Below are 24426 nucleotides of genomic sequence, written 5' to 3' on the forward strand. Positions count from 1 at the left end.
ATACTTAATCTTTCGGTGGCTCTGCGGGAATAGGTAAAGTTGAACCGCCCTGCATACTGATGCCATGACGCCGGGGACGAAAAGCCCGTGCTGTCGCAGGCTCACGTCTTAGCACGGGATGGACAACCTCTTGCTTCTTGCGGAATGCATAGGCGCGCAGAATTTCAAAATAGTTACGAAATACGTAGCCGCCATTCATCCGCTGCCATTCATCTCGTTGTTCATCATAGATTTGCGGCAGATCATACCAAGGTGCGGTGGGGCGCTTATGATGAACAAAATGCAGATTATTATTGAGAAAAAGCAGCGCCAATGGAGATTTCTCGACAATTATCGTCCGCCCATCAGGGCGCTCTGACCATTGATGTTCGCAATAGGTACGGATGGCGATGATTGATAATCCCCAATAAGCCGCGGTGAGCGTATAAATCCAGAGGGGAATATCAAACAAAGCCCAGACGACAAGAAGCATGGGAGTGAGACCAAGCAAGTGCAAAACCCATGCATTGCGTGTCTTACGTTCCCCTCCAGAGACGAGCTTGAACTCGCTTATAAGGAACCCGGCAACCATTAATGCAGGGCCAATTATAACCCGGCCGACAAGCGTATTGTTCCAGTTCAGCAAGATTTTCAAAGGCTTTGGCAGTTTGTTCCAATCACCCAGCGCGCGAAAATAGCTTTCCGGGTCATCATAAGGGTCGGTCAAGCGCTCATCAGCATGGTGTTTGAGATGCAGGTGCTTATAGCGCCTGAACGGGTAGAACATTCCAAGTGGTACGGAGACGAGCAGCTCGTTAATTGTCCCATTGCGTGTTGGATGACCGTGCAAGGCTTCGTGTTGCAGTGACGAATGAAACGCGACTGCTAGGGCCATCAGCAAAAGCGCCAAAATCGGCATTGAGGGATAAAGATAAAGCCCTGCAAAAATCCAAAGCCCGTAACACAACACCATCAAACCAATAGTCGGCCATTCAATACGGTGCCGTTTGTGATTTGCGGATGAATGAGAGGTATGTCGTTCTGATTCCATGTTTTTCATGGTCTCACTGTCAGGAACTGTCAGCAATGATACAATTGTGACTAGGTGTTGATTTTGCGCACCAAATAATGCATTTGTTGTACATTATAAACAAATAGCGATGACCAGATGGATAAGCGAGATCTTTCGCGCCTGTTTCAAACGCGGATAAAAAGCCTTCTCAATCGTAGCGGCGAGAATCAATCGGCATTCGCTCAATCGGTTGGAATTGACCGTTCTGCGCTGTCACAGCTCTTATCTGGCCAGTCAACGCGGCTCCCCAGGGTTGAAACCTTGCTCAATATTGCTGAGCGACATTCGGTTTCCCTGGATTGGCTGCTGGGCCTTAGTCAAGATGAAGGGATTACCGGCGAGCTACGCCCAAGCATGGAGATTGAGGAAGGGCCGGATAATTTCGAGCGCACTCTTCTGGTCCGCTGGCATGCTGAAGCAACCGGTAGCAAGATTCGCTATGTGCCAGCGCGTATTCCGGATTTGCTGCGTACCCCTGCCGTCATCGCCTATGAAACATCTATGGTTCATCGCGATCCGGCGGCGCAAATGATCGAAACGGCCTTTCGTCTCGATTATAACCGCCAACCCGGTACAGACATGGAAGTCTGCATGCCGTTTCAAACTTTGAATGATTTTGCGTCCGGGAACGGAATCTGGAGCGAATTGACCAAGGACGTTCGCGCTGAGCAACTTGGACATATGTCGTCGTTGCTGGAAGAACTTTACCCCTCCTTCCGTCTCTATCTGTTCGATGGGCGCGAGAAATTTTCCGTGCCTTACACGGTTTTTGGACCTTACAGAGTCGCCCTGTTCGTTGGCGGTATGTACCTCGTCCTCAACACAACGGAATCTGTATTGACGATGCAGCGTCACTTTGACGGTCTGATACGCGTAGCGAAGGTCAACGCGCACGAAGTCGCCGGCTATGTTTCGTCCTTGACAATAAAATAGCCACAGCGTCGGGCCTTGTCGCATATGGGAATTGACCACATATAAAGATTTCTTTATATCAGCATATCATACAATTAAAGGACAACTTCGATGAACCGTGCGAACCCGCTTGCCGAACTGATTGCTGAAAAGGGTGTGCTATTGGCTGACGGTGCTACCGGCACCAATCTTTTTGCTGCAGGTCTTGAAGCAGGTGAAGCACCGGAGCTTTGGAACGAAGCGCAACCTGAAAAAATAACCGCATTGCACCAGGGCTTCGTGGACGCGGGTGCCGATATTATCTTGACCAACTCGTTTGGCGGCACACGGCACCGCCTTAAACTACACCATGCTCAAGATCGCGTTTTCGCGTTGAATAAGGCAGCGGCCGAATTGGCTCGAGGCGTTGCCGACAAGGCAAATCGGAAAGTTATTGTTGCAGGCTCAGTAGGCCCTACAGGTGAGTTGCTGGTTCCGCTTGGCGCTCTCACCGAAGAAGATGCGGTTGCTGCGTTCACAGAACAATTGGAAGGCTTGAAGGCTGGTGGCGTCGATGTTGCCTGGATCGAGACAATGTCTGCGCCCGGTGAAATTCGCGCAGCAGCGGAGGCAGCAGTCAAAGTCGGTCTTCCTTATGTCTATACGGGCTCCTTTGATACGGCCGGCAAGACTATGATGGGCCTGCCACCCAAGGAAATTCATGGCGTAGTAGACGGTTTGGCAGAACGTCCAGTCGCGGTTGGCGCCAATTGCGGCGTCGGTGCCTCGGATATATTGGCATCCCTGCTCGATATGAGCGAGGCCGATCCGTCAGCCACTATTGTAATCAAGGGAAATTGCGGCATTCCGGAATTTCGCGGCGCCGAGATTTATTATTCCGGCACACCTGAACTCATGTCCGACTATGCCCATATGGCAATTAACGGCGGTGCGAAAATCATCGGTGGGTGCTGCGGTACGTCATTCGAACATCTGGCAGCCATGCGCAAAGCGCTCGATAGCCATACACATGGACCACGGCCAACGGTGGAAGAAATTGTTGAAGTCATAGGGCCGATGCGCAACAAGCTCGCTGCCCATGCCGACAACACCCCCAAACGCGAGCGTCGTGGGCGGCGCGGTTAGAGCCTACGCAAACGCGGCCATGTGAAAGCGCTGCTGATCGGATACATATACGTGTTCCCGTCCAACGGGGCATGCCAGCCTCGCTTTGCATCCTCTATCCATGCATTCGAAACCGTCAGTCCAAAGGTGGTCCCGGCAGCGATCCACCGCAAAGCCGATCCCGTCAAAAGCTTGAACAGGACAGGCTGATAGACACGGTTTATTCAAACAGACATCACATGGATGAATGGTTGGAGACAGTTGCGAAGGCTCGAGAGCGCTATCAAACAGTAACGCACCTCTAAACGCCTGCCACAGTCCATATTGGGGATGAATCAGCAACCCGAGCGGAGAAGCGGAAAGCCCTTCAGTGCGCTTTGCCCACTCCTGGAATGGCTGATACGGCTGGTCGGAAGGGAAAACGGCAAAGGCCCCCACACGCGTGGCGACTTTGTTTAGTATTTCCTTTGACCAACTATCCAGCGGATCAGCCATATTTGACTGCGACTGCCGCCATTGACCGAAGTGCGGCCATATGGTCGAGCCGAAATGCCCGATCATTACCGCACTTTTGAAATCGGTATGTTCACCAAGGCTCGGCGCCGGTGTCTTTGCATCAAACATAAAACTACCGCGCGGAACAAGGCCAAAAGGCCTTAGTTCCGCAGCAATCCAATCCAACTTCATGTCAGCAGTCATTGCCAGACAACCTACCCCTTCACTGCCGAGGCCCAGACGTCTTTATGGATAAAATCGGCCACTTTAGCCCGGCCGTCTTCGGGCTTCTTTCAGGTGAATGCGTCGGGCATCGATGCCTTTTTCTTGGCAATAAACTCTTTGAGCGATTCATCGATTGCCGGATCAAGATACGGCGCCTCGTAAGTCTCCAGCCAACGGCGGGCAAGTTCGTTGGCGCGCTGGTCGGCACGCTTTTCTCCCTCAGCAAGCCATTGCTCATAGGAATTGTTGTCAGCAATGTTCGAACGATAAAAGGCTGTTTGGAAATTGGCCTGTGTATGGTCGCAGCCCAGATAGTGACTGCCGGGCCCAACCTGCCTGATGGCATCCATAGCTTGGCCGTTTTCGGAAAGATCGACGCCTTCGGCGATTTTCTGGGCCATGCCGAGCTGGTCAATATCCATCATAAACTTCTCGTAAGAGGATACTAATCCGCCTTCGAGCCAACCAGCGGCGTGCAGCACAAAGTTTGTACCCGCCAGCAGCGTCGAATTCAAAGTGTTTGCACTTTCATAGGCCGCCTGAGCATCGGAAACCTTTGATGCGCAAAGCGAACCACCCGTGCGGAACGGCAATCCGAGCCGGCGTGCAAGTTGCGCAGCGCCGTATGACACAAGCGATGGCTCAGGAGTGCCAAATGTCGGTGCTCCCGATTGCATGGAGATAGATGAAGCAAAAGTACCGAAAATGACCGGAGCGCCTGGACGAATCAACTGAGTAAACGACGCCCCCGCCAGAACCTCGGCCAGAACCTGCGTCAACGTCCCAGCCACGGTAACCGGGCTCATTGCGCCCGCAAGAATGAATGGCGTGACGATGCAGGCCTGATTGTTGCGTGCATATACTTTCAATGCGCCCAACATCGTCTCATCGAAAACCATCGGTGAATTTGCGTTGATAAGGCTGGTCAGCACTGTGTTCTGGTCAAGATAATCATCACCAAACACAAGTTTGCACATGGAAATTGTATCTTCAGCCCGCTCGGGTGCAGTGACAGATCCCATAAATGGTTTGTCGGAATATTTGATATGAGCATAGATCATATCAAGATGGCGCTTGTTTACAGGCACATCCACCGGCTCACAGACGGTACCGCCCGAGTGATGGATCGAGGGGGCCATATAGGCGAGCTTCACGAAACTCTGAAAGTCGGCAATGGTCGCATAGCGACGATTGCCGTCGAGGTCGCGAACGAAAGGGGGACCGTATACAGGGGCAAAAACTGTCGCTTTCCCACCAATCTGGACCGACCGCTCCGGATTGCGCGCATTTTGCGTATAAACTGAAGGCGCTGTTTTCAAAAGTGAGCGTGGCAAACCTTTTGGAAAATGGACCCGCTCGCCTTTGACATCAGCGCCAGCCTCTTTCCACAGTGCGAGGGCCTCTGCGTCATCGCGAAACTCAATACCGATCTCTTCCAGCACTGTGTCAGCATTGGCTTCGATAATCGCCAAGCCTTCCTCGTCCAGTACCTCATAGGTATTTATCTTGCGGGTAATATAAGTCAGTGATTTTCCAGGCCCGCCACCAGACCGTGCGGCACGGCGCGCGGCAGCTCCAGCCCCTGCGCCACGACCGCGGCGAACACCACCGCCTGTTTCCGCCTCAGCGGAAGCATCAACTGACGTATCCTCACTCATTTTCTTATCTCCTCAGCGCTTCGTGAGCGCAGGCTTTTCCTTCAACAGACCAAATCCTAACCGCATAGCCTGCAAGAGCGTTTCCGTGTGCGGCACCCGGTGGCGCATCGGAGACAACCAACAGTCGTTTTCGTCATTTACGAGGTCGCATTTAAGCAATGTGTTTTCAGCAACTTGCCCGATATGATAGAGAAACGCCAGAACCCTTGTTCACATCTGCATGAGGCGCGAAAGGAAGCATAGAAATGGCCGACGATGAAATCATTCTTTCGGAGCTTTCAGACGAAGAACTCGTCGAGCAAATGCACGATGATCTGTATGACGGCCTCAAGGAAGAGATCGAAGAAGGCACAAACATTCTGCTTGAACGCGGTTGGGTGCCCTATAGGGTCCTGACTGAAGCGCTGGTGGAGGGAATGCGTATCGTCGGCGAAGATTTCCGCGATGGTATCCTCTTCGTGCCGGAAGTTTTGCTGTCAGCCAATGCGATGAAAGCAGGCATGTTCATCCTCCGCCCTCTCCTTGCTGCAACCGGCGCGCCCAAGCAGGGCAAGCTGGTAATTGGCACTGTTAAGGGTGACATTCATGACATTGGCAAGAATCTCGTTGGCATGATGATGGAAGGCGCAGGGTTTGATGTGATTGACCTCGGCATCAATAATCCCGTTGAAAATTATCTGGCGGCCATTGAAGAGCACAAACCCGATATCCTTGGCATGTCGGCGCTTTTGACCACGACAATGCCGTATATGAAGGTCGTCATCGACACGATGAAGGAAAAAGGCATTCGGGACGACTATGTGGTACTCGTCGGCGGTGCACCGCTTAATGAAGAGTTCGGCAAAGCAGTCGGCGCGGATGCCTATTGCCGCGATGCGGCGGTTGCCGTTGAAACTGCAAAATCCTACATGAAGCGCAAACATAATCAGATGTCGGGCGCATGATTACGAAACGGCCGCATGATAATGCAGCCGCTCGTTCTCAGTAAAATGGGAGAAAGCGCCATATTGGCGCTTTAATTATTGAGCAGAATTTGCAACGCGGTGGCCTGCGTTCTGAGTTGCATTTACAGTATTTGCGGCATCGGCACCCACGCCCCGAATGGTATTTGCGCAGCCCGCTAGTGTAACTACAGCAAGAATAGCTGCAATCGGAGCAAAGTGTGATAGTTTCATGGAAATGTCTCCCGTTCTGATAAATTAAATCCAACGTTCGCATAACGCGATGGAGCAACATCGGTTCCATGAATGTTAGCCGAAACCACACAATTCAACCGGAGCCTGTACGGGTCATTGCTTGCGGAATGATTGCACGCGAAGTGCTTGCCATTCGCGAACAGTTTTGCCTCGATCATTTACAGTTGATATGCCTGCCGGCGGAGTATCATCACTACCCTGACAAAATAGCGCCATCTGTTGATCAAGCCATTCAAAAAGCCAAGGCCGAAGGTATAACAAACATCTTCATCGGTTATGCTGACTGCGGAACGGGCGGTTTGCTGGATCAGGTCTGCGAAAAGCACGGTGTGGAACGGATTGCTGGCCCTCACTGCTTTTCATTCTATGCGGGTAACGACCTCTTTGCCGCACAATGGGATGATGACATGACATCATTTTTCATGACAGATTTTCTTGCCCGCCATTTTGATGCCTTCATGGTCAAACCCTTGGGATTGGATCGCCATCCGGAATTGCGGGACATCTATTTCGGCAACTACAAGAAGATGGTCTATATGGCACAAACAGACAATCCGGAACTGAGCGTAAAAGCTGAAAAAGCCGCAGAGTTCTTGGGATTGGCTTACGAGCGTCGGCTTACCGGCTATGGCGACCTGGTACCTGCGCTGAAGGCGGCAGCCGGTCACTGAACGGCTTGCCTCTTCCAATGTCAGCGAGTTTAATTTCTCTTTGTTTTCTGATTCCAACAGGAATTTTCCATGCGATTTCCCATTTTGACAGTTCTTCTGATCTGCATCGCACATTCTGCTTTTGCGGATGGGACCATCAACAAAATCATCACGGCTTCAGACAAAGTTCGTCTCGCCTCGCATGAAACAACCAAAGCGCAGGCGTTGAGCGAAGCAAGAAAAGGCGGAGAACCGGCAGATATAGCCAAACTCAACGATATTCTTGCCGCGCCCACTCTCGGATTTGGTGAGAATTTTGACATGACCGGCAACTGGCAATGCCGCACAATAAAGCTTGGGAAAACCACGCCGCTGGTAATTTACAGCTGGTTCAAATGTCGTGTCACCGATGATGGATCCGGTTGGATGCTGGAAAAGATAAGCGGATCGCAGCGTACCAAAGGTCGCTTCTTCACTGATAGTGACACAAGGCTGATCTATTTGGGAAGTGGCTTTATTGCTGGTGAAAAGCCGAAAAAATATGGTTCTGGCGCTGATACTGACGAGGTAGGTTATGCCTACCGAATGTCAACGAACTCGTTCCGGATTGAGTTTCCCTCACCAGCGCTCGAGTCAATTTTGGATGTTCTGGAATTAAAACGTTAAGCCCTTTCGTCATTGCAATGTCACCAAGCTCACGCCATATGCGTCGAAAGCACAAGCAAGACGAGAACATGACTGCTACTCAAGCAAACCATAAACCAAGTCCTGAGGACCACATAGAAGAGATGCAAGCGGACAACGATCCGCGGCCTCTCTCTCAGGTTTTCAAGGATTTATCTCTTTCCGTTACCGCTCCTGTTTCATTCACCGAACTGGAGGACGCATTTACAGATCGCAGTTTTGCTGCGCTGTTGACGTTCTTTGCCATCTTGAACCTGCTGCCACTGCCCCCTGGCACTGGAATAATCACAGGTATCCCCCTTGTGCTTGTGTCGGTTCAAATGGTCATGGGACGGGATTCCGTTTGGCTGCCCTCTTTTCTGCGCACAAAGTCAATTTCGCCTGAACGTTTCAGGCAGGTTTCCGACAAGATCGTGCCCAGACTCCAATGGCTGGAGCGCTTTATAAAGCCGCGCAACTGGCCGTTCGGCCGGAAACAAGGCGACCGCTTGCTCGGTGCTTTTACTACCATTCTCGGCATGTCAGTCGTATTGCCGATGCCGCTTTCAAACTGGCTCCCAGCGCTCGCAACTGCAATTATCGGAATTGCCTTATGTGAACGCGATGGGCGACTATTGTTTGCAGGGCTTACAATAGGTGTTGTCTCAATTGCGATTGTCGCTGGTTTTGCCTTCATCGCTGCCAGCGTTATTACCTATGCAGCAAGTTTTTGGCCCTTCTAAAATAAGTTGTCGCAAAAATAGCACCACGGTACGTCGCATTTGAGTGCCCGTGCGTCGTGAGATAGCTAGCTTAGCCCAATATTTTCCGGCACAAGGAACGTTGTCGGAGGACCTTTTGCATGGCTGATCTCATTGTCGTTTATTGGCGGGATATACCCGCCCAAGTGACCGTCAAAAAAGGCCGCCAGGCAGCAAAGCGTGAACTCCCCATTCGTTTTACTGAAGCTATCGACATGTGCGCGATGCGCATAGGTGCCAAAGATTCTGACGCTTATCTGGCCGAATGGCGTCGCGGCACGCCGGTGCCTGTCAGTGACGATCTTGAAACTGAGGCTGATACGGCCCTCGCCCGTATTGACAATGATTATGACCGGGAACGCCTTGTGGCGCTTGTAAAGGCAGGTGGACATGACAATTCATGAGTTGAGAGCGAAGCCAATGACAAAAATCGCAGCATCAATCGAAGTCGCAGCGCGCCAGGCTATCGAATCCCAAGATCTTCCGGGCCTTTTTCCGGCCGGTACGCGTGTTTATATCACTGACATGGGCAGCGATAGCATTGATACGCTCACAGCGGCTGCAAAGCGCATTCATGATCTTGGATATAAGCCTGTTCCACATTTCGCTTCGCGTCGCCTTTCGACAAAAGCTGCCTTGGAAACCCGCATTCAACGCGCTGCGCAGGAAGCTGGCGTCACAGATGTCCTCGTCATTGGCGGTGGTCTTGAGCGTCAGGCCGGTGAATTTTCTTCCACGATGCAGGTTCTTGAAACCGGTTTTTTTGATAAATATGGCATTACGGAAATGGGTGTTGCCGGTCATCCGGAAGGAAGCCCTGAGTTTTCCGAAGCTGTTGCTTTGGAGGCGCTTCGCCTCAAGAAGAATTTCGGTGAACGCACCGGTGCTCGTATTCGGGTAGTCACCCAGTTCGGTTTTGATGCTGATCGCTTTATCCGTTATTCGGAATCGCTGCGCGAGCATGGCGTGGATTTGCCAGTCCATCTGGGCGTCGCAGGCCCCGCAAAAATCACAACGCTGATTAAATATGCTGCAATGTGTGGTGTAGGTAATTCAATCAGCTTCTTGAAGAAGAATGCGCTTTCGCTAACTGCGCTCGCGACAAGCCATTCTCCGGAGGGTGTAGTTGGCCCAATCGAGCAGCACGCGATTGCCAATCCGGCATCCGCGATCAAGCAGATACACGTGTTTCCGTTTGGTGGCCTGAAGAAATCATCCGAATGGCTGGTTGATCGTGGTTCATGGAACTTGAACGCTACACCCTACCTAGCAGTCAACTCAGCGGCCAATTAAGGATTTCTGCATGACCCGTACGATCGTTGCCTCGGCAACCAGAGAGATCATCATAGGTTTCGATCAGCCTTTTTGCGTAATCGGCGAGCGGATCAACCCTACCGGGCGCAAGAAGCTTGCCGCAGAGATGGTGGCTGGAAACTTCGATACTGTCATCAGGGATGCACTGGAACAGGTGGCCGCTGGCGCAACCATGTTGGATGTGAATGCCGGGGTAACAGCGGTGGATCCGAATGCTACGGAGCCTGATCTTCTGGTCAAGACACTTGAGATCGTACAGAATCTGGTTGACGTGCCGCTTTCCATAGACAGTTCGGTTACGGCAGCTATCGAAGCTGCACTGCGTGTTGCCAAAGGTCGTCCATTGGTGAATTCAGTAACCGGTGAAGAGGAAAAACTAGAAGCAATTCTTCCGCTTATAAAGAAATATAATGTCCCGGTCGTTGCCATCTCGAACGACGAGACCGGCATTTCCATGGATCCGGACGTTCGCTTTGCGGTTGCCAAGAAGATCGTTCAACGTGCCGCTGATTTCGGCATTCCCGCCCACGACATTGTTGTCGATCCGCTGGTCATGCCCATCGGAGCCCTCGGCGATGCGGGACGTCAGGTATTTGCCCTGCTTCGCCGCCTGCGGGAAGAACTCAAGGTAAATACCACTTGCGGCCTGTCAAACATTTCGTTCGGTTTACCGCATCGTCATGGCATCAATGCCGGTTTCATTCCAATGGTCATCGGCGCTGGGATGACGTCGGCCATTATGAATCCCTGCCGCCCACAGGAGATGGAAGCGGTGCACGCTGCCAATGTTCTCAACGGCACTGATGCCAATTGCACCTATTGGATCAAAAAATACCGTGACCATCAGCCAGCAGCGGCAGGTGCAACAGCAGGAATTTCTGTCCCTGCCGATTCATCCGGTGGCGGTCGTCGCCGTGGTGGACGAGATGCGCGACGCGGCGTCGCAAGCTAGCCGTTTGCGTCAGACGCTCGGCCCGGCATAGATAGGTGGAGGCTACACCCTGCCCTCCACCTAATGAGTTTTGGAGTACCGATCTTGAACGCACCCGTTAAAACACCTGAAAGCTCCGCCAGAGAAGCACTCGTGCTTTTCATGCCTTCAGGAAAGCGTGGTCGCTTTGCAGTTGGCACTCCTATCCTCGATGCAGCACGTACTCTCGGCGTATATGTCGAAAGTGTTTGTGGCGGTCGCGGTATTTGCGGCCGTTGTCAGGTCGAAGTACAGGAGGGCCGCTTTGCCAAACATGGCATTACCTCCTCCAACGATCATATTTCGGAATTTGGCGCCAAAGAGCAACGATACGCGGAAAAGCGGGACCTGAAACAAGGCAGGCGCCTGTCCTGTTCGGCGACAATCCTTGGCGATCTTGTTGTCGACGTTCCGCAAGACGTTCAAGTCAATGCACAGGTCGTACGCAAAGACGTCGACACACGCGTGATCGAGCGTAATCCCGCTATCCGCATGTGCTATGTCGAGGTTGAAGAGCCCGACATGCACAAACCGCTTGGCGATCTAGACCGACTGAAGGCTGCGCTCGAAAAGGAATGGGGCTTTCACAATATAGACGTCGACACCTATCTTCTCGCCGATGTTCAGAAGATACTTCGCAAGGGCGAATGGGGCGTCACTGCCGCTATCCACCATGATGAAGAGACATCCCGCCCAACCATGATCGGCTTGTGGCCTGGCCTCAAGAATGAAGCCTATGGCATTGCTTGTGATATAGGCTCCACGACGATTGCCATGCATCTGTCGTCGCTTCTTTCAGTTCGTACCATCGCATCGGCGGGCACGTCCAATCCGCAAATCCGCTTCGGCGAAGACCTGATGAGCCGCGTCTCATATGTCATGATGAATCCGGACGGACGCGAAGGCATGACCACCGCCGTTCGTGGGGCGATAAATGAACTGATCGACAGGGTCTGCGCCGAAGGCGGAGTTGCCCGCGAAGATATTCTCGATGCAGTTTTCGTCGGTAATCCGATCATGCACCATCTTTTCCTCGGCATTGATCCGACAGAGCTAGGTGGAGCGCCATTTGCGCTGGCGGTTTCAGGCGCTGTGCATCTCAAATCATCTGACATTGGCCTTCCGATGAATCCCGGAACCCGTGTTTACATGCTGCCATGTATCGCTGGGCACGTTGGCGCTGATGCTGCAGCCGCCACTCTGGCGGAGGGCCCGCATCGCCAAGAAGAGATGATGTTGCTGGTTGACGTTGGCACCAATGCCGAGATCGTTCTGGGAAATCGTCATCGTACAGTTGCCGCCTCATCGCCGACTGGTCCGGCCTTTGAAGGTGCAGAAATTTCTGGTGGTCAGCGTGCAGCACCCGGCGCCATTGAGAGGGTTCGCATAGATCCTGTAACTCTGGAGCCTCGCTTCCGGGTGATCGGCACAGAACAATGGTCCGACGAGCCGGGCTTTGATGACGCTGTGGCGGCAAGCGGTATTACCGGCATTTGCGGCTCGGCCATTATTGAAGTCGTTGCGGAGATGTATCTGTCTGGAATAATTTCCGAAGATGGCGTGATCGACGGTAGCCTTGCTGCCAAATCACCACGCGTTATGGCGACTGGCCGCACGTTTTCCTACCTTTTGCATGAAGGTATGCCGACAATTACCATTACCCAGACAGATGTCCGAGCCATTCAGCTGGCAAAAGCGGCACTTTATGCCGGGGTCAAGTTGCTGATGGACAAGTTGGGCATTGATCACGTCGATCAAATACGGTTTGCCGGCGCCTTTGGCTCGTTTATCGATCCGAAATACGCCATGGTTCTCGGTCTGATCCCTGATTGCGATTTGGACAAGGTTCAAGCCGTGGGTAACGCGGCGGGTACCGGCGCACGCATGGCTCTGCTAAACCGTAACTATCGCCGCGAAATCGAGGACACTGTTACTCGCATCGAGAAAATTGAAACTGCTCTTGAACCGAAGTTCCAAGAACATTTCGTTTATGCAATGGCGATGCCTAATAAGGTCGATCCTTTCCCAAAACTGTCCAAAGCCGTTACCTTGCCTCCACGCAAAAATGTCAGCGAGGATGGCATTGCAGGTGACGCCACGCCGCGTCGCCGTTCACGTGAGGATCGCGCTGCCCGCCGATCACGTGATTAGCTTTGTTACTTTCGTAATTTCCGCTATCAAACAACCTCATATGAGTGATTCCGGAACTTACCACCTATGATAGCGTGTTTTGATATTGGTGGCTCAGCCATCAAGGGTGCGATAGCCTATTCGCCAGAAGATATTCGCCCTTTGTCCAAGGTTGCTACTCCCCTGCACGACTTCGATCTATTTGCCATGGCAATAGAAAAAATTGCAGCTGATGGCGGCGTGGCTCCGACAAGTCTGATATCTATATCAATCGCGGGAGTTGTCGACTCTGACACTGGCGTGATCACTTGTGCCAATATCCCATGTATAAATGGCCGCCGGTTGGTTGCGGACCTTAGTGAGAAACTGAAACGGCCAGTGCTTGTGGCAAACGATGCTGACTGTTTTGCATTGTCCGAAGCTGTCGTCGGTGCTGGACGCAATCATCGGGTTGTCTTCGGCATCATTCTGGGAACAGGCGTTGGCGGTGGCCTGGTTATAAACGGCAAAATTCACGAGGGGACTGGAGGTTTTGCAGGCGAATGGGGCCATGGTCCTGTTTCGGCGACACTTGCAGGCAACCCGCCCATTGCCATACCTCGTTATGCGTGCGGTTGCGGTCAGATTGGCTGCGTTGATGCAGTAGGAGCGGCTCGCGGCATGGAACGGCTCCATGCACATATTCACGGTGTTTCGCTTGCCAGCACAGAGATTATTGCAGCTTGGGATGCTGGTGACGAGGCAGCCGCTCGAACGATTGACGTTTATGTTGATATTGTAAGCGCACCATTAGCAATGACACTCAACATAGTCGGAGCCTCTATTGTACCAGTTGGCGGAGGACTCGCTAATTCCCGCTCCCTGATCGGCAAACTGGACGAAGCAGTTCGCCGCCGTATCTTAAGACGAACTGACAGGCCGCTGGTAATTCCGGCAGAACTTAAGATTGAACCCGGCTTGATCGGCGCTGGAGTTCTAGGATTGATGGAACTGCCTAAATGACTGTTTTACTTGAAGTTTGCGTGGATAGTCCTGAAGGGTTGGCAGCGGCAATAAAGGGTGGCGCTGACCGCGTGGAACTCTGTTCCGCACTCGAGCTCGGTGGCTTGACGCCAACTCCCGGCCTGATCGGTCAAGCTGCTGCATCATCAATACCTATCTACGCGATGATCCGGCCCCGTCCAGGAAACTTCGTTTTCAACGAAACTGATGTCGATGCAATGCTTCGCGAAATCGATGTTATTCGTGCGAGCGGTCTTTCAGGTGTTGTTTTTGGCGCAAACCTGATCAGCGGCGAGTTGGATCACAAGACGCTTGGACGGCTAATCCGGCAATGCAGCGGACTGGGTGTTACGTTGCATCGTGCATTTGACCTCGTGCCAGACCTTGAAGATGCCATTAATATGGCAGTCGATCTCGGATTTGAAAGAATCCTCACCTCCGGACGCGCGCCAACTTCTCGCGAAGGTGTTGATGATCTGCAGAAAACGTTTGAGCTTGCTGACGGACGGATAAAAATCATGCCCGGATCGGGCGTCAACATCGACAATGCCGAGATGCTCCTTGATCGCATTCCCTTTGCAGAAATACATTCATCTTGCGCGGTTTCCCGGCCCATTGTCAGTGAATCGGCAAGGCGGCTTGGTTTTGAAACCGCCTCGCAAAAGCAGACTTGCCCGGATCTCGTTAGAGCTTTGAAAAACTATTGCCTCAGCAGGTAAGTTTGCCAGTACGTTCATACCCTTCGAAATAGACGCGAAGATGTTGAGCTACTGCTTTAATGTGGGCACCGGCATTCTTGGTGACGAGCATACCAAGCTTTGATTCACCAAGCTCGGGTAATCCGTGCTCTGGTCCAAGTTGAACCATATTGTCATCCAGAAGAAACTTCGAGAATGGTGCGACCGCTAAATCGGCAACGATGGCTGCGCGCTGGCCCATCGTATGTGCGCTCATATAAGCGACGCGATAATCGCGGCCCATGCTCTCCAATGCCTCAATGGCGTTGGCACGCCAGATGCAGCCCTCCTCCCACATCGACAACGGCAGTGGACTGCGTTCGTGGGCATTACCGCACTTGGCTCCGGCCCAGATAATCTTTTCAGTCATGAGAACTTCAATTTCATCATGCTTCGCCAATGTCTCATTGACATTGACCAAGGTCACGTCGAGACGCTGCTCATCAAGGCGCTTCCGTAGGTTGTTGCTCTGATCGATAACCACGTCGACTGTTACATCCGGGTGCGACTCAGCAAACCTCTTTAAGACAAACGGGAGCACCCTTTCTCCTACATCGTCCGGTGCTCCCAGCCGCACAACACCAGAAACTGTCGGAGCAATAAATTTTGCAACTGTTTCGCGGTTCAGTGAGAGCATGCGCTTGGCATAACCCAGCAATATCTCGCCACTTGGGGTCAGCTTTACTGATCGTGCGTCACGTTCCAACAGAACATGACCGAGCACCTCTTCCAGCTTCTTGATTTGCATCGAAACTGCGGAAGGGGTGCGGAAGACTGCATTGGCAGCGCTGGAAAAGCTGCCAGTTTCGGCAATCATTGCAAATGTGCGCAATACGTCCAGATCCAGGATCGGAATCGGGTGATGCATTGGTGCTGACATGTCACATCCTCACAGATCAATTTTTCTTAATTATACCATTCTCTAATTTCGTTTGATTGAACATCAATTAGCGCCGATAGTCAAGTGTATCGAAAGGTAAGCATGAAGCACCTTTCTTTTCAAAAAGGAGAACGAAGATGAGTATTTGTGACGAAGGCTATAATAAGGGCGAGATTGGATTTTCCGAGCGTATTGCAGCTTCCATTAACGAGCACGTACACGGCTTGGCGCGAGCTGTTTTGAATGCACGCGATTCCGTTATTCGCAACCGCAGATTTCACGCTACGGAAAGTGCACTTGATTCACTGCCCGAAGGTATTCGGCAAGATATTGGCTGGCCTGATCTGTACGAGCGTCAGGTGCAGGAATGCAATGAAATGAAACGCCGGCCAAATTAAATGCGAGGCCAATTCAAAAAAGGGAGCAGATAACGAACTATCTGCTCCCTTTAATATTAGTTACACCTGCGCTTTTGCGACACAGGGCCAAGCCCTTCCATTTAGAATAGTTCTATGGTTGTATCTGAAAAAAAGCTCTAAAGACCACGCCCGCCGCCGGAACATGCTGGTTCAGGTGCGACATGGCCTTAAAGCCAGATACGGGAACATAGGTCAACATGGATCAAGTCGGTCTCACCAAGCGCTCTTTCGTATTTTTTCTGGTTCCGAATTTTTCTATGATCGCATTTGCGACTGCGATTGAGCCTTTGCGTATTGCCAATCGCATGTTGGGATATGAGGCATATCGTTGGCGCCTCGCATCGGTGGATGCAAAGCCGGTAACAGCATCAAATGGCGTTGAATGCGCCGCCAATTCCTCGCTTGAAGATGAGCGGCGTTACTTGACCGGCGAAGACCGTCCATCAATGGTCTTTGTTTGCTCGGGCGTTCACGTTGAAAAGTTCCAGAACAAGTCCGTTTTTGCCTGGCTTCGCGAGGAATTCAACCGCGGCGTCGCGGTCGGTGGACTATGTACAGGTGCGCATATACTGGCTGCGGCTGGCCTGCTCTCAGGCAAGCGCTGTGCCATTCACTGGGAAAACCTGCCCGGCTTTGCGGAAGCCTTTCCTAAAGCTGATGTTTATGCCGATCTTTTTGAGGTCGATGGCAATATTTACACCTGTGCCGGGGGCACTGCTGCGCTCGACATGATGCTCAAACTTATTGGTGATGATTTTGGCGATAATATCGTCAACCGCGTTTGCGAGCAGGCTCTAACCGATCGAGTCCGCAGTCCGCATGACCGCCAACGTCTGCCTCTCCGTGCGCGGCTAGGTGTACAAAATTCAAAAGTGCTTACGATTATCGAGCTGATGGAAGCGCGACTTTCCGAGCCACTTTCATTGATAGAAATTGCCGATCATGTCGGCCTGTCTCGCCGCCAGATTGAACGCTTGTTCCGCCAGGAAATGGGGCGTTCCCCTGCTCGCTACTATCTGGAAATCCGGCTTGATCGTGCACGCCATCTGTTGATCCAATCGTCAATGCCCATTGTTGAAGTCGCGGTAGCTTGCGGATTTGTTTCTGCCTCACACTTTTCAAAATGCTATCGCGAACTATATGGGCGCTCGCCACAACAGGAGCGCGCTGATCGCAAGCAGCTTATGGCTGCCTAGTCAGGTTAGCGGGACTCCCAGTCCTGCATCCGCTTTTGCCATATTCGCTCTCCGGACAAACAGTCGTATTCCCGCTTGTTCTGTACAACCGAGATAGGAGGCATATCTGATGAGCGATAATCCACCTTGTGCACATCGAATGCACCTCCCGCTAATTCGAGGACAAGCTTGCGTCTTACCGCCTCAGGAAATTGATCCCACGAATTGACGGGAATCATGAATGCACCGGGCCCGCCAATGACACAGTTTGTGTAATAGACATCCAAATCCTCGACGGCCCAATCGGAGTAAAAATCGCCCCGGGTCATAAGGGGCAATCCATTTATCGTTACACCCTTTGCGGTCGCATCATTTCTGGCTTCAAGTACGGGGCGTCCATTATTGTTTGCACCATCTCCAGAAACATCGATGACACGGCGCAACCCTTTAAAACCGTTATCATCGAAAAGGGTGGCGCCAAAGTCGATGACGCCTGAGATAGACGTCCTGCTTTGTGTTGTTGGGATAGGCGCCGCAAGTAGGGATGCGAACTTTTCAGCAGATTCTGTACTGTCCACCACCATCCATGGAACGATGACCCGTTGCATTGTCGAGCCTGCCCATTCGACATAGGTAATCGCAACCTTGCCATGAACGCCCTCCTGAATGGCGCGAACCACGTCTCTTTGCCGAAAAGCCGCAACGTAACCATCTCTCTGAATTTTTTGCTCAAAACTTTGCATCGAGCGCGATGCGTCAACCGCAAGAACAAGCTCTACATCCACATCAATTTCGTTTGATTGTGAGCGCGCCAAGGAACTGGCCAAGAGCGCCGCCAGTATCAGAAAACCGCAAAGAGCTTTCTTTTGTGATGACATATGGAAAGTGTACCGCAAAATGAAATAACGCAAAGCGGGTTTGTACTCGTTCACGCGCAGTTGAATGAACACAAAATAAAAATGGCGCCAAACGGCGCCATTTTTATTTTCCAACGAAGGTTACTAAGCCTTCAGTCGTTCATTTTCAGTGTCGAAAGGTGATTCCGGAATGACCGTAGCCTTGTGAGTCTTACCGAGAATCTTGATTTCGAGTTCTGTACCCAAAGCCGAATATTCCGGCTTTACCATTGCCAGCGCAAGACTTTTACCTAAGCGCCAGCCGTAAGTACCGTGAGTTGCACGTCCAACGAGTTCGCCTTTGGAGTAAATTGGTTCACTGCCCCTTGCGTCGACATCCGATACGCCAGGTACATGCACCTCCAAGGTAACGAAGTTCCATTTCAAGCCGTCTTCACGTGCCTTCACGACAGCGTCGCGACCAATAAAGTCACCCTTGTTCGGATGAACAAACCGGTCAAGTCCACTTTCAAAGGCATTATACTCAATGGATAGTTCGCGTGGGATGAGACGGTAGGACTTCTCAACGGCCATTGCAGTCATGGCACGGATGCCAAATGGCTTGATGCCAAACTCTGCGCCGGCTTCAAGCAACATTTCGTATATGGCGCTCTGCTGTTCGATGGGGTGATGCAATTCCCATCCGAGCTCGCCGACGAAATTAACTCGGAGGGCATGAGCAGTCGCAGTGCCTACGCTTATTTCTTTACCGGACAGCCAAGGGAATGCTTCATTGGAAAGATCTGCACGTGTCAGCTTCTCAAGCACCTTGCGGCTGTTTGGTCCAGCAAGAACCAAAACCCCATAGGTCGACGTGATGGGACGTAGCGATACTGAGCCATCGGTCGGCAATAGCTTATAGAGATAATCATGATCGTGGTTCTCATATGCCCCGGCAGAGACCAAATAGAATTTGCCAGGCACCCACTCATAGACCGTGAACTCAGAGCGAACGCCACCCTGCTTCGTCAGAAGATGGCAAAGTGCGATGCGTCCCTGTTTTTTGGGGATGCGGTTCGCCAGAATTGAATCAAGCCATTGGCGTGCACCAGGACCCGACACTTCCATTTTAGCGAACGCCGACATATCGAGCAGGCCGACATTGCTGGTAACGTTCTTGATCTCGAGGCCAACATGTTCGAAGTAATTCGAACGGCGAAATGACCACAATTCCTTTACTCTGCCGTTTATCGGCTTGGGATGATTGTGATTCATCAGGACGTTCGGCTTGTCCAGCTTTGCGACGTCCAGTTCATATTCTATCGGTGCAAACCAGTTGGCGCGTTCCCAACCATAGACAGTCCCGAACACAGCACCCAATTCCTTCTGGCGCTCATAGGTTGGTGAGCGCTTCAAGGGGCGCGCTGCACCGCGTTCTTCATCCGGATAATGAACCGAGAAGACTTCCGCATAGGCCTCTTCGTTCTTTTCTTTGAGGTAACCCTCAGTTGCGTAGGGTCCAAAGCGTCTTGGATCGACGCCCATCATATCGATTGAGGGTTCGCCTTCCACAATCCATTCTGCCAACTGCCAGCCAGCGCCGCCAGCCGCAGTCACGCCAAAGGAATGACCTTCATTGAGCCAGAAATTTTTCAGGCGGGGCGCAGGTCCAATGATCGGCGAACCATCTGGCGTATAAGCAATAGCACCATTATAGACCTTCTTGATGCCAACTTCGCCAAAGGCGGGAACCCGCGCAATGGCTGTTTCAATGTAAGGCTCCAGCCTGTCCAAATCTTCCTGGAAAAGCTCGTATTCGCTGCCATCTGAAGGTCCATCGACATAGCAGACCGGAGCGCCGCGCTCATATGGCCCAAGCAAAAGCCCGCCATTTTCTTCGCGCATATACCAGGAACTATCGCTTTCGCGCAGAACGCCCATCTCCGGTAAGCCTTTTGCTTTGCGTTCAACGATAGCAGGATGAGGCTCTGTAACAATGTATTGGTGCTCGACCGGAATAACCGGCACGTCGAGACCCACCATTTTACCGGTCTTTCGAGCAAAATTACCGGTGGCGGACACAACGTGATCCGCGGTGATATCGCCTTTATCGGTCTTTACCAGCCATTTATCGGACGGCAACTGTTCGATGCCGAGCACAGTCGTATAACGATAGATCGTTGCACCGCGATCGCGTGCGCCTTTGGCAAGCGCCTGTGTCAGATCAGCCGGTTGAATATATCCATCTTCGGGATGCTGAATCGCGCCCAAAATTCCGTCCATCTCCGCGAGAGGCCAAATTTCCTTTACCTGATCCGGTGTCAGTAGCTTCACCGGTACTCCGATCGTCTCAGCGACACCGGCATAATACATGTACTCGTCCCAGCGATCCTTGGTACGGGCAAGACGAATATTGCTGCAATTGGTAAAACCGACATTCATACCGGTTTCTTCCTGCAGCTCCTGATAGAATTTTACTGAGTACTTGTGGATTTGGCCTACTGAATAGCTCATGTTAAAAAGCGGAAGCAGGCCAGCCGCATGCCAGGTGGACCCGGAAGTCAGTTCTTTCCGTTCGATCAGGACAACGTCGCTCCAGCCTTTTTTGGCCAAGTGATAAAGTGTTGAAACACCCACCACACCTCCGCCGATAACGACAACACGCGCCTCAGTTTTCATTTCTAAACATCCTTTGGTATCGATCGAGGGGTTCGAACGGCATCTATGATTTTTTGCACTATGCCGTTCTGCGTGTCCATTGCTAAGGCCTGTTTGCGACATGCCCAAAACATGGCGCGACGCATAGTAAACACTGCCTGCCTTAACTAAAAAACTTGAAGATCAGCCATACAATTTAACGCAATATGGAGAACTGAAGGGTAGGGTCATAAGCTGTTAATCCCGGTGAAATGGTACAAGGCTTTTTCGTTTGGACAAGATGAGCAAAGGCGAAGGGACCGTGATCCATTTGCAAGCCTTTGCGACAAAGCTGCCGGGCAAAATTGACGCGATCCTGATCATCAATTGTAAAAAGTGAACGAACTGAAGCGAAAGCAAATGGTGGATTTGACAACGGGCAGGAAACAATCGGTTACGTGGTTTTTTTCGCCATTGAGTTTGCTGTTTCTAACTGCACTGGTTCTTTGCGTTCTACTGAGCTTACCGCTCATTATTCCCATCGGCCCGATGTACTGGGATACCTACATATATCTGGACGCAGCACAGCGGTTGAAGCTCGGACAAATTCCCGCCGTCGATTTTCAAGCCCCCGTCGGCGCTATGGAATATTATCAGTTTTATTGGTTGCAAACGCTTTTTCCCTCTGGGCAACCGACATTGCTGGCGCAATGGTCTGTCCTGATATCAGCAATGCCGCTGATGGCGGCAGTTATTGCCGTGGTAGATAAAGACAATCGCAAATTAGCTATGGCTATCCTAATACCTTTTCTGATTTTTGCGCTTTGTCCTATGAATACTCAAGCCTTTCATTCCTATCCAGGCGTGAGTGGGTTTGGCATCTACAATCGCCACACGTCTTTATTTCTCTACATCTTAACAAGCGCGCTTATATTTTTGCCGAGAGGTCGCACCTTAGCAATTATTGCGGCGCTGGCGATGCTTGCGCTTTTTTTCACGAAGATCACGGGATTTCTTGCGGGGGGAATGATTGGCCTTTTTGCCGTACTTACAGGCCGTTTCCTGCTACGCCATGTAATGCTGGCACTCGCGGTTTTCATGATTGTCTTAGCGGGACTTGAGCTCAATAACGGAATGGTCTCATCCTATATCGCAAACATCATTGCGCTGGTCAGTTTGAACGAAGGACTATTGATTTCACGTTTTCTGACGGTCTTTTCGAATAAACTCGACGTTATAATTGCTGCAGCCGGTCTGATCATCTTTTTGTTTTGGCTTGATTGGCGCGGCCATTCCCAAACAACAATGTCGCAGAAAAGCAGGTCTTTTCTCGACCGGGATTGGCTATGGGTCAGCGTCTTAATGGTTGCAGGGACATTCCTTGAGACGCAAAACACGGGCAGTCAGGAGTTTATCTTCCTTTGGCCGGTTTTGCTGGCGATGATTTACAAGTCGACGGCATTTGACGAAAAAAAACGGCTAATCATCTTTTGCCTTATCGCCTTCACTACCATTCCCACGGTAACGAAGGTCATCCACGGCACTTTGCGTTTTGTCGCCGTTGCCCCCAATTATATCCCTGCCCCAGTATCCGAATTAAAAACAATGGGACTGGTTTCGACGCGTGCAGATATAATGGACCGAGCTCTATTGCTGGAAGACCATTATACGCAAAACGTGAAGTCCTATCAGCAGCTAGCTGATGAAGGGCAATTGCCCAGCTGGCGGTTCTATGCCGAGCTTGACTATCAGATGTACTGGCTTTTATCGGTCGACCATGCGGTTAAAGCCATCAAGCAATTTGAGACTACAAACAATATACGTCTCAATAGCTTGATGAACCTTGATTTCACTGATCCATTTCCCTGGATATTGGATCGGGATGCCACGCGGCATATTCAAATTGGTGCAGATCCATTCCGCACAGTCGGGACGCTCACGCCGTTGGTAGAAGCTTCTGTGCGCGCCACAGACGGTGTACTACGGCCGACTTGCCCGACAACAACAGCGCGGCGTCAACTACAAGACATCTACGCCAAAGCGCTGGACGATCGGACAATCATCAAACTCAACGAGTGTTGGGATCTCTTGCTCAGATCAGGAATGAGGTTACCAACCCAATAGAAAAAGCCGGACAAAGCCGGCTTCCCTAAAGAATTATCGCGGCGGCTATTTCACTTGGGCTTTCACGAAATCCTTCACAATTCGCACAATCCCACGTGAAAGAACCTCATCCAACGCCTTGATGAATTCATCGACATGTTCGCGCTCACATATCAATGGAGGTTCTAGTCGGACAACATTGCGATTGTACTCGGTGAAGGCAACCAGCACGCCATGGTCGCGCAGTAAATGACTTCCGATAAAGCCAGGAAGCGAACCTTTAAGCTTATCATCGAGTACGGCCAGTACGGGGCGCAACACAATGGGAACGGTTTTGGAGAAGTCATGGAACTCCAGGCCAACCATAAGGCCCTTGCCGCGCACATCCTTGATCATAGCTGGATGCTTTGCTTTCAACTCTTCAAGCTTACTCAGGAGATAAGCGCCCGTCGCTGCTGAATTGGCGATCAGATTATCATCGTAGAGAATATTTATCGCTTCGATCGAAGTTACGCATGCTTCCCCGATACCTCCGAAAGTGGCCATGGCATGGATCATAGCGGTCTTCGGCGTGCCATAGGCTTTCATATAGACATCGCGCCGGGCGATCATCGCCCCGACCGCCGCCTTGCCTCCACCCAGCGACTTGGCCAATGCGGTGACATCCGGAACCACGCCGGCATGTTCAAAAGCATAGAATTTGCCGGATCGGCCAAAACCACACTGAACTTCGTCGGCAACCCAAAGTACGCCATATTGATCGCAAAGCGCTCGTAGTTTTTGCCAATATTCGTTCGGAGCCTGAATAATGCCGCCGCCGCCCTGAATCGTCTCCAGAACAATGACGCCAATCTCCGGATCCGACTTGAAAGCATTTTCTACGGCATTGATATCGCCGAAGGGCACGCGGATCGTATTGTCAACCAGCTTGAATTCGCCACGGTAAAGCGAACCGTCCGTAATAGACAGGACGCCCTTGGTCTTGCCGTGAAACGAGTTTTCGGCATAAACAATCTTGGGTTTCTTTGGGCCTGCCGCACGCTCGGCAACCTTGATGGCCGCTTCCATCGCTTCAGAGCCAGACGAGCCCAGAAATACCATATCCAGATCGCCGGGCGAACATGCTGCCAGATTATGAGCGAGCGCGCTGGCATATTGCGACATGAAGGCGATTGCAATTTCCTGCCGCTTCTCATCTTGAAATTTTTTGCGTGCTTCCACGATCTTCGGGTGGTTGTGACCGAATGCAAGCGATCCGAATCCTCCGAAAAAATCGAGGATCGCTCGCCCGTTCTGATCGTAATAATACATCCCCTCAGCCCGTTCGATCTTGATCTTGTGAAAGCCAAGCAACTTCATGAAGTGAAGTTGTCCCGGATTGAGATGCTTTGTGAAGATTTCTGTCATGCGTGGCAAAGTCATTGCCTTGGCATCATCGACTGACAACAGGTTCGGCCGGATAACCGACGTATCGGCTTTTGTCATTTCTTGAACGTTACTCATCGCCA

At 51.5% G+C, this 24426-nt stretch carries 23 protein-coding genes; 15 read left to right on the forward strand and 8 right to left on the reverse strand.

Going from position 1 to position 24426, the window contains the following annotated elements; genetic code table 11:
- Positions 1-4: 4 nt before the first annotated feature.
- Entirely contained in the window at positions 5-1030 is a 1026-nt protein-coding gene (locus AC6CHM_RS05640) for a fatty acid desaturase (RefSeq protein ID WP_498172325.1), read from the reverse strand.
- A gap of 117 nt (positions 1031-1147) precedes the next feature.
- On the opposite strand from AC6CHM_RS05640, the gene AC6CHM_RS05645 reads away from it, so the two are divergent.
- Both AC6CHM_RS05645 and bmt read left to right on the forward strand, forming a co-directional pair.
- Complete coding sequence (locus AC6CHM_RS05645; protein ID WP_336439838.1) at positions 1148-1984, forward strand: helix-turn-helix domain-containing protein; 837 nt, start codon at positions 1148-1150, stop codon at positions 1982-1984.
- 90 nt (positions 1985-2074) lie between these two features.
- Positions 2075-3088, forward strand: a complete 1014-nt coding sequence (gene bmt / locus AC6CHM_RS05650) for a betaine--homocysteine S-methyltransferase (protein WP_498172326.1) — start codon at positions 2075-2077, stop codon at positions 3086-3088.
- Positions 3089-3091: 3 nt separating this feature from the next.
- Here the strand turns inward: bmt and AC6CHM_RS05655 are convergent, their stop codons facing one another.
- Both AC6CHM_RS05655 and AC6CHM_RS05660 read right to left on the reverse strand, forming a co-directional pair.
- Positions 3092-3691: a hypothetical protein gene (locus AC6CHM_RS05655; protein ID WP_354344028.1), complete on the reverse strand. Its 600-nt coding sequence runs from the start codon at positions 3689-3691 to the stop codon at positions 3092-3094.
- 164 nt (positions 3692-3855) lie between these two features.
- Positions 3856-5445, reverse strand: a complete 1590-nt coding sequence (locus AC6CHM_RS05660; RefSeq protein WP_498172328.1) for a trimethylamine methyltransferase family protein — start codon at positions 5443-5445, stop codon at positions 3856-3858.
- Positions 5446-5690: 245 nt separating this feature from the next.
- Between AC6CHM_RS05660 and AC6CHM_RS05665 the strand changes: the two genes are divergently transcribed.
- Positions 5691-6389, forward strand: a complete 699-nt coding sequence (locus AC6CHM_RS05665; protein WP_336439836.1) for a corrinoid protein — start codon at positions 5691-5693, stop codon at positions 6387-6389.
- 75 nt (positions 6390-6464) lie between these two features.
- Here the strand turns inward: AC6CHM_RS05665 and AC6CHM_RS05670 are convergent, their stop codons facing one another.
- Positions 6465-6620 carry an entericidin domain-containing protein gene (locus AC6CHM_RS05670; RefSeq protein WP_115052654.1) on the reverse strand — a complete coding sequence of 52 codons (156 nt, stop codon included), beginning with the start codon at positions 6618-6620 and terminating at the stop codon, positions 6465-6467.
- Positions 6621-6688: 68 nt separating this feature from the next.
- Here AC6CHM_RS05670 and AC6CHM_RS05675 point away from each other — a divergent pair, with 68 nt between their 5' ends.
- The 9 genes from AC6CHM_RS05675 to AC6CHM_RS05715 all read left to right on the forward strand — a co-directional run bounded on the left by AC6CHM_RS05675 (position 6689) and on the right by AC6CHM_RS05715 (position 14850).
- Complete coding sequence (locus tag AC6CHM_RS05675) at positions 6689-7312, forward strand: DUF1638 domain-containing protein (protein WP_354344033.1); 624 nt, start codon at positions 6689-6691, stop codon at positions 7310-7312.
- Between the two features lie 69 nt (positions 7313-7381).
- Complete coding sequence (locus tag AC6CHM_RS05680) at positions 7382-7957, forward strand: DUF4893 domain-containing protein (RefSeq protein ID WP_307285970.1); 576 nt, start codon at positions 7382-7384, stop codon at positions 7955-7957.
- A gap of 68 nt (positions 7958-8025) precedes the next feature.
- Positions 8026-8697: an exopolysaccharide biosynthesis protein gene (locus tag AC6CHM_RS05685; protein ID WP_498172330.1), complete on the forward strand. Its 672-nt coding sequence runs from the start codon at positions 8026-8028 to the stop codon at positions 8695-8697.
- A 119-nt stretch (positions 8698-8816) separates the two neighbouring features.
- The gene (locus tag AC6CHM_RS05690; protein ID WP_115052651.1) at positions 8817-9119 is read left to right on the forward strand and encodes a virulence factor; all 303 of its coding nucleotides are present in this window, start codon (positions 8817-8819) and stop codon (positions 9117-9119) included.
- Positions 9120-9135: 16 nt separating this feature from the next.
- Positions 9136-10008 (forward strand): methylenetetrahydrofolate reductase, encoded by an 873-nt coding sequence (locus tag AC6CHM_RS05695; RefSeq protein WP_498172332.1) that lies wholly within the window; start codon positions 9136-9138, stop codon positions 10006-10008.
- Positions 10009-10018: 10 nt separating this feature from the next.
- Positions 10019-10981 carry a methyltetrahydrofolate cobalamin methyltransferase gene (locus AC6CHM_RS05700; protein ID WP_115052650.1) on the forward strand — a complete coding sequence of 321 codons (963 nt, stop codon included), beginning with the start codon at positions 10019-10021 and terminating at the stop codon, positions 10979-10981.
- Positions 10982-11122: 141 nt separating this feature from the next.
- On the forward strand, positions 11123-13150 hold the full coding sequence (locus tag AC6CHM_RS05705) for an ASKHA domain-containing protein (protein ID WP_354344525.1): 2028 nt from the start codon (positions 11123-11125) through the stop codon (positions 13148-13150).
- Between the two features lie 66 nt (positions 13151-13216).
- Positions 13217-14131 (forward strand): ROK family protein, encoded by a 915-nt coding sequence (locus AC6CHM_RS05710; RefSeq protein ID WP_115052648.1) that lies wholly within the window; start codon positions 13217-13219, stop codon positions 14129-14131.
- Positions 14128-14850, forward strand: coding sequence for a copper homeostasis protein CutC (locus AC6CHM_RS05715; protein WP_498172334.1), 723 nt, complete (start codon positions 14128-14130; stop codon positions 14848-14850). Before AC6CHM_RS05710 ends, AC6CHM_RS05715 begins: the two co-directional genes overlap by 4 nt.
- On the opposite strand, the gene AC6CHM_RS05720 is transcribed toward AC6CHM_RS05715, so the two are convergent.
- Positions 14840-15748: a LysR family transcriptional regulator gene (locus AC6CHM_RS05720; RefSeq protein ID WP_115052646.1), complete on the reverse strand. Its 909-nt coding sequence runs from the start codon at positions 15746-15748 to the stop codon at positions 14840-14842. The two genes, AC6CHM_RS05715 and AC6CHM_RS05720, sit on opposite strands and share 11 nt — an antisense overlap.
- A 137-nt stretch (positions 15749-15885) precedes the next feature.
- On the opposite strand from AC6CHM_RS05720, the gene AC6CHM_RS05725 reads away from it, so the two are divergent.
- The gene (locus tag AC6CHM_RS05725) at positions 15886-16146 is read left to right on the forward strand and encodes a hypothetical protein (protein WP_115052645.1); all 261 of its coding nucleotides are present in this window, start codon (positions 15886-15888) and stop codon (positions 16144-16146) included.
- A 218-nt stretch (positions 16147-16364) separates the two neighbouring features.
- Complete coding sequence (locus AC6CHM_RS05730; RefSeq protein ID WP_115052644.1) at positions 16365-17363, forward strand: GlxA family transcriptional regulator; 999 nt, start codon at positions 16365-16367, stop codon at positions 17361-17363.
- A 5-nt stretch (positions 17364-17368) separates the two neighbouring features.
- Here the strand turns inward: AC6CHM_RS05730 and AC6CHM_RS05735 are convergent, their stop codons facing one another.
- Positions 17369-18220 (reverse strand): DUF1194 domain-containing protein, encoded by an 852-nt coding sequence (locus AC6CHM_RS05735; RefSeq protein ID WP_115053258.1) that lies wholly within the window; start codon positions 18218-18220, stop codon positions 17369-17371.
- Between the two features lie 123 nt (positions 18221-18343).
- The gene (locus tag AC6CHM_RS05740; protein WP_498172335.1) at positions 18344-20857 is read right to left on the reverse strand and encodes a GcvT family protein; all 2514 of its coding nucleotides are present in this window, start codon (positions 20855-20857) and stop codon (positions 18344-18346) included.
- Between the two features lie 378 nt (positions 20858-21235).
- Between AC6CHM_RS05740 and AC6CHM_RS05745 the strand changes: the two genes are divergently transcribed.
- Positions 21236-22939, forward strand: coding sequence for a hypothetical protein (locus AC6CHM_RS05745; protein ID WP_498172336.1), 1704 nt, complete (start codon positions 21236-21238; stop codon positions 22937-22939).
- 45 nt (positions 22940-22984) lie between these two features.
- On the opposite strand, the gene AC6CHM_RS05750 is transcribed toward AC6CHM_RS05745, so the two are convergent.
- Positions 22985-24421: an aspartate aminotransferase family protein gene (locus AC6CHM_RS05750; RefSeq protein WP_498172338.1), complete on the reverse strand. Its 1437-nt coding sequence runs from the start codon at positions 24419-24421 to the stop codon at positions 22985-22987.
- Positions 24422-24426 lie beyond the last annotated feature (5 nt).

The organism is Phyllobacterium sp. GQ127 (assembly GCF_059758635.1).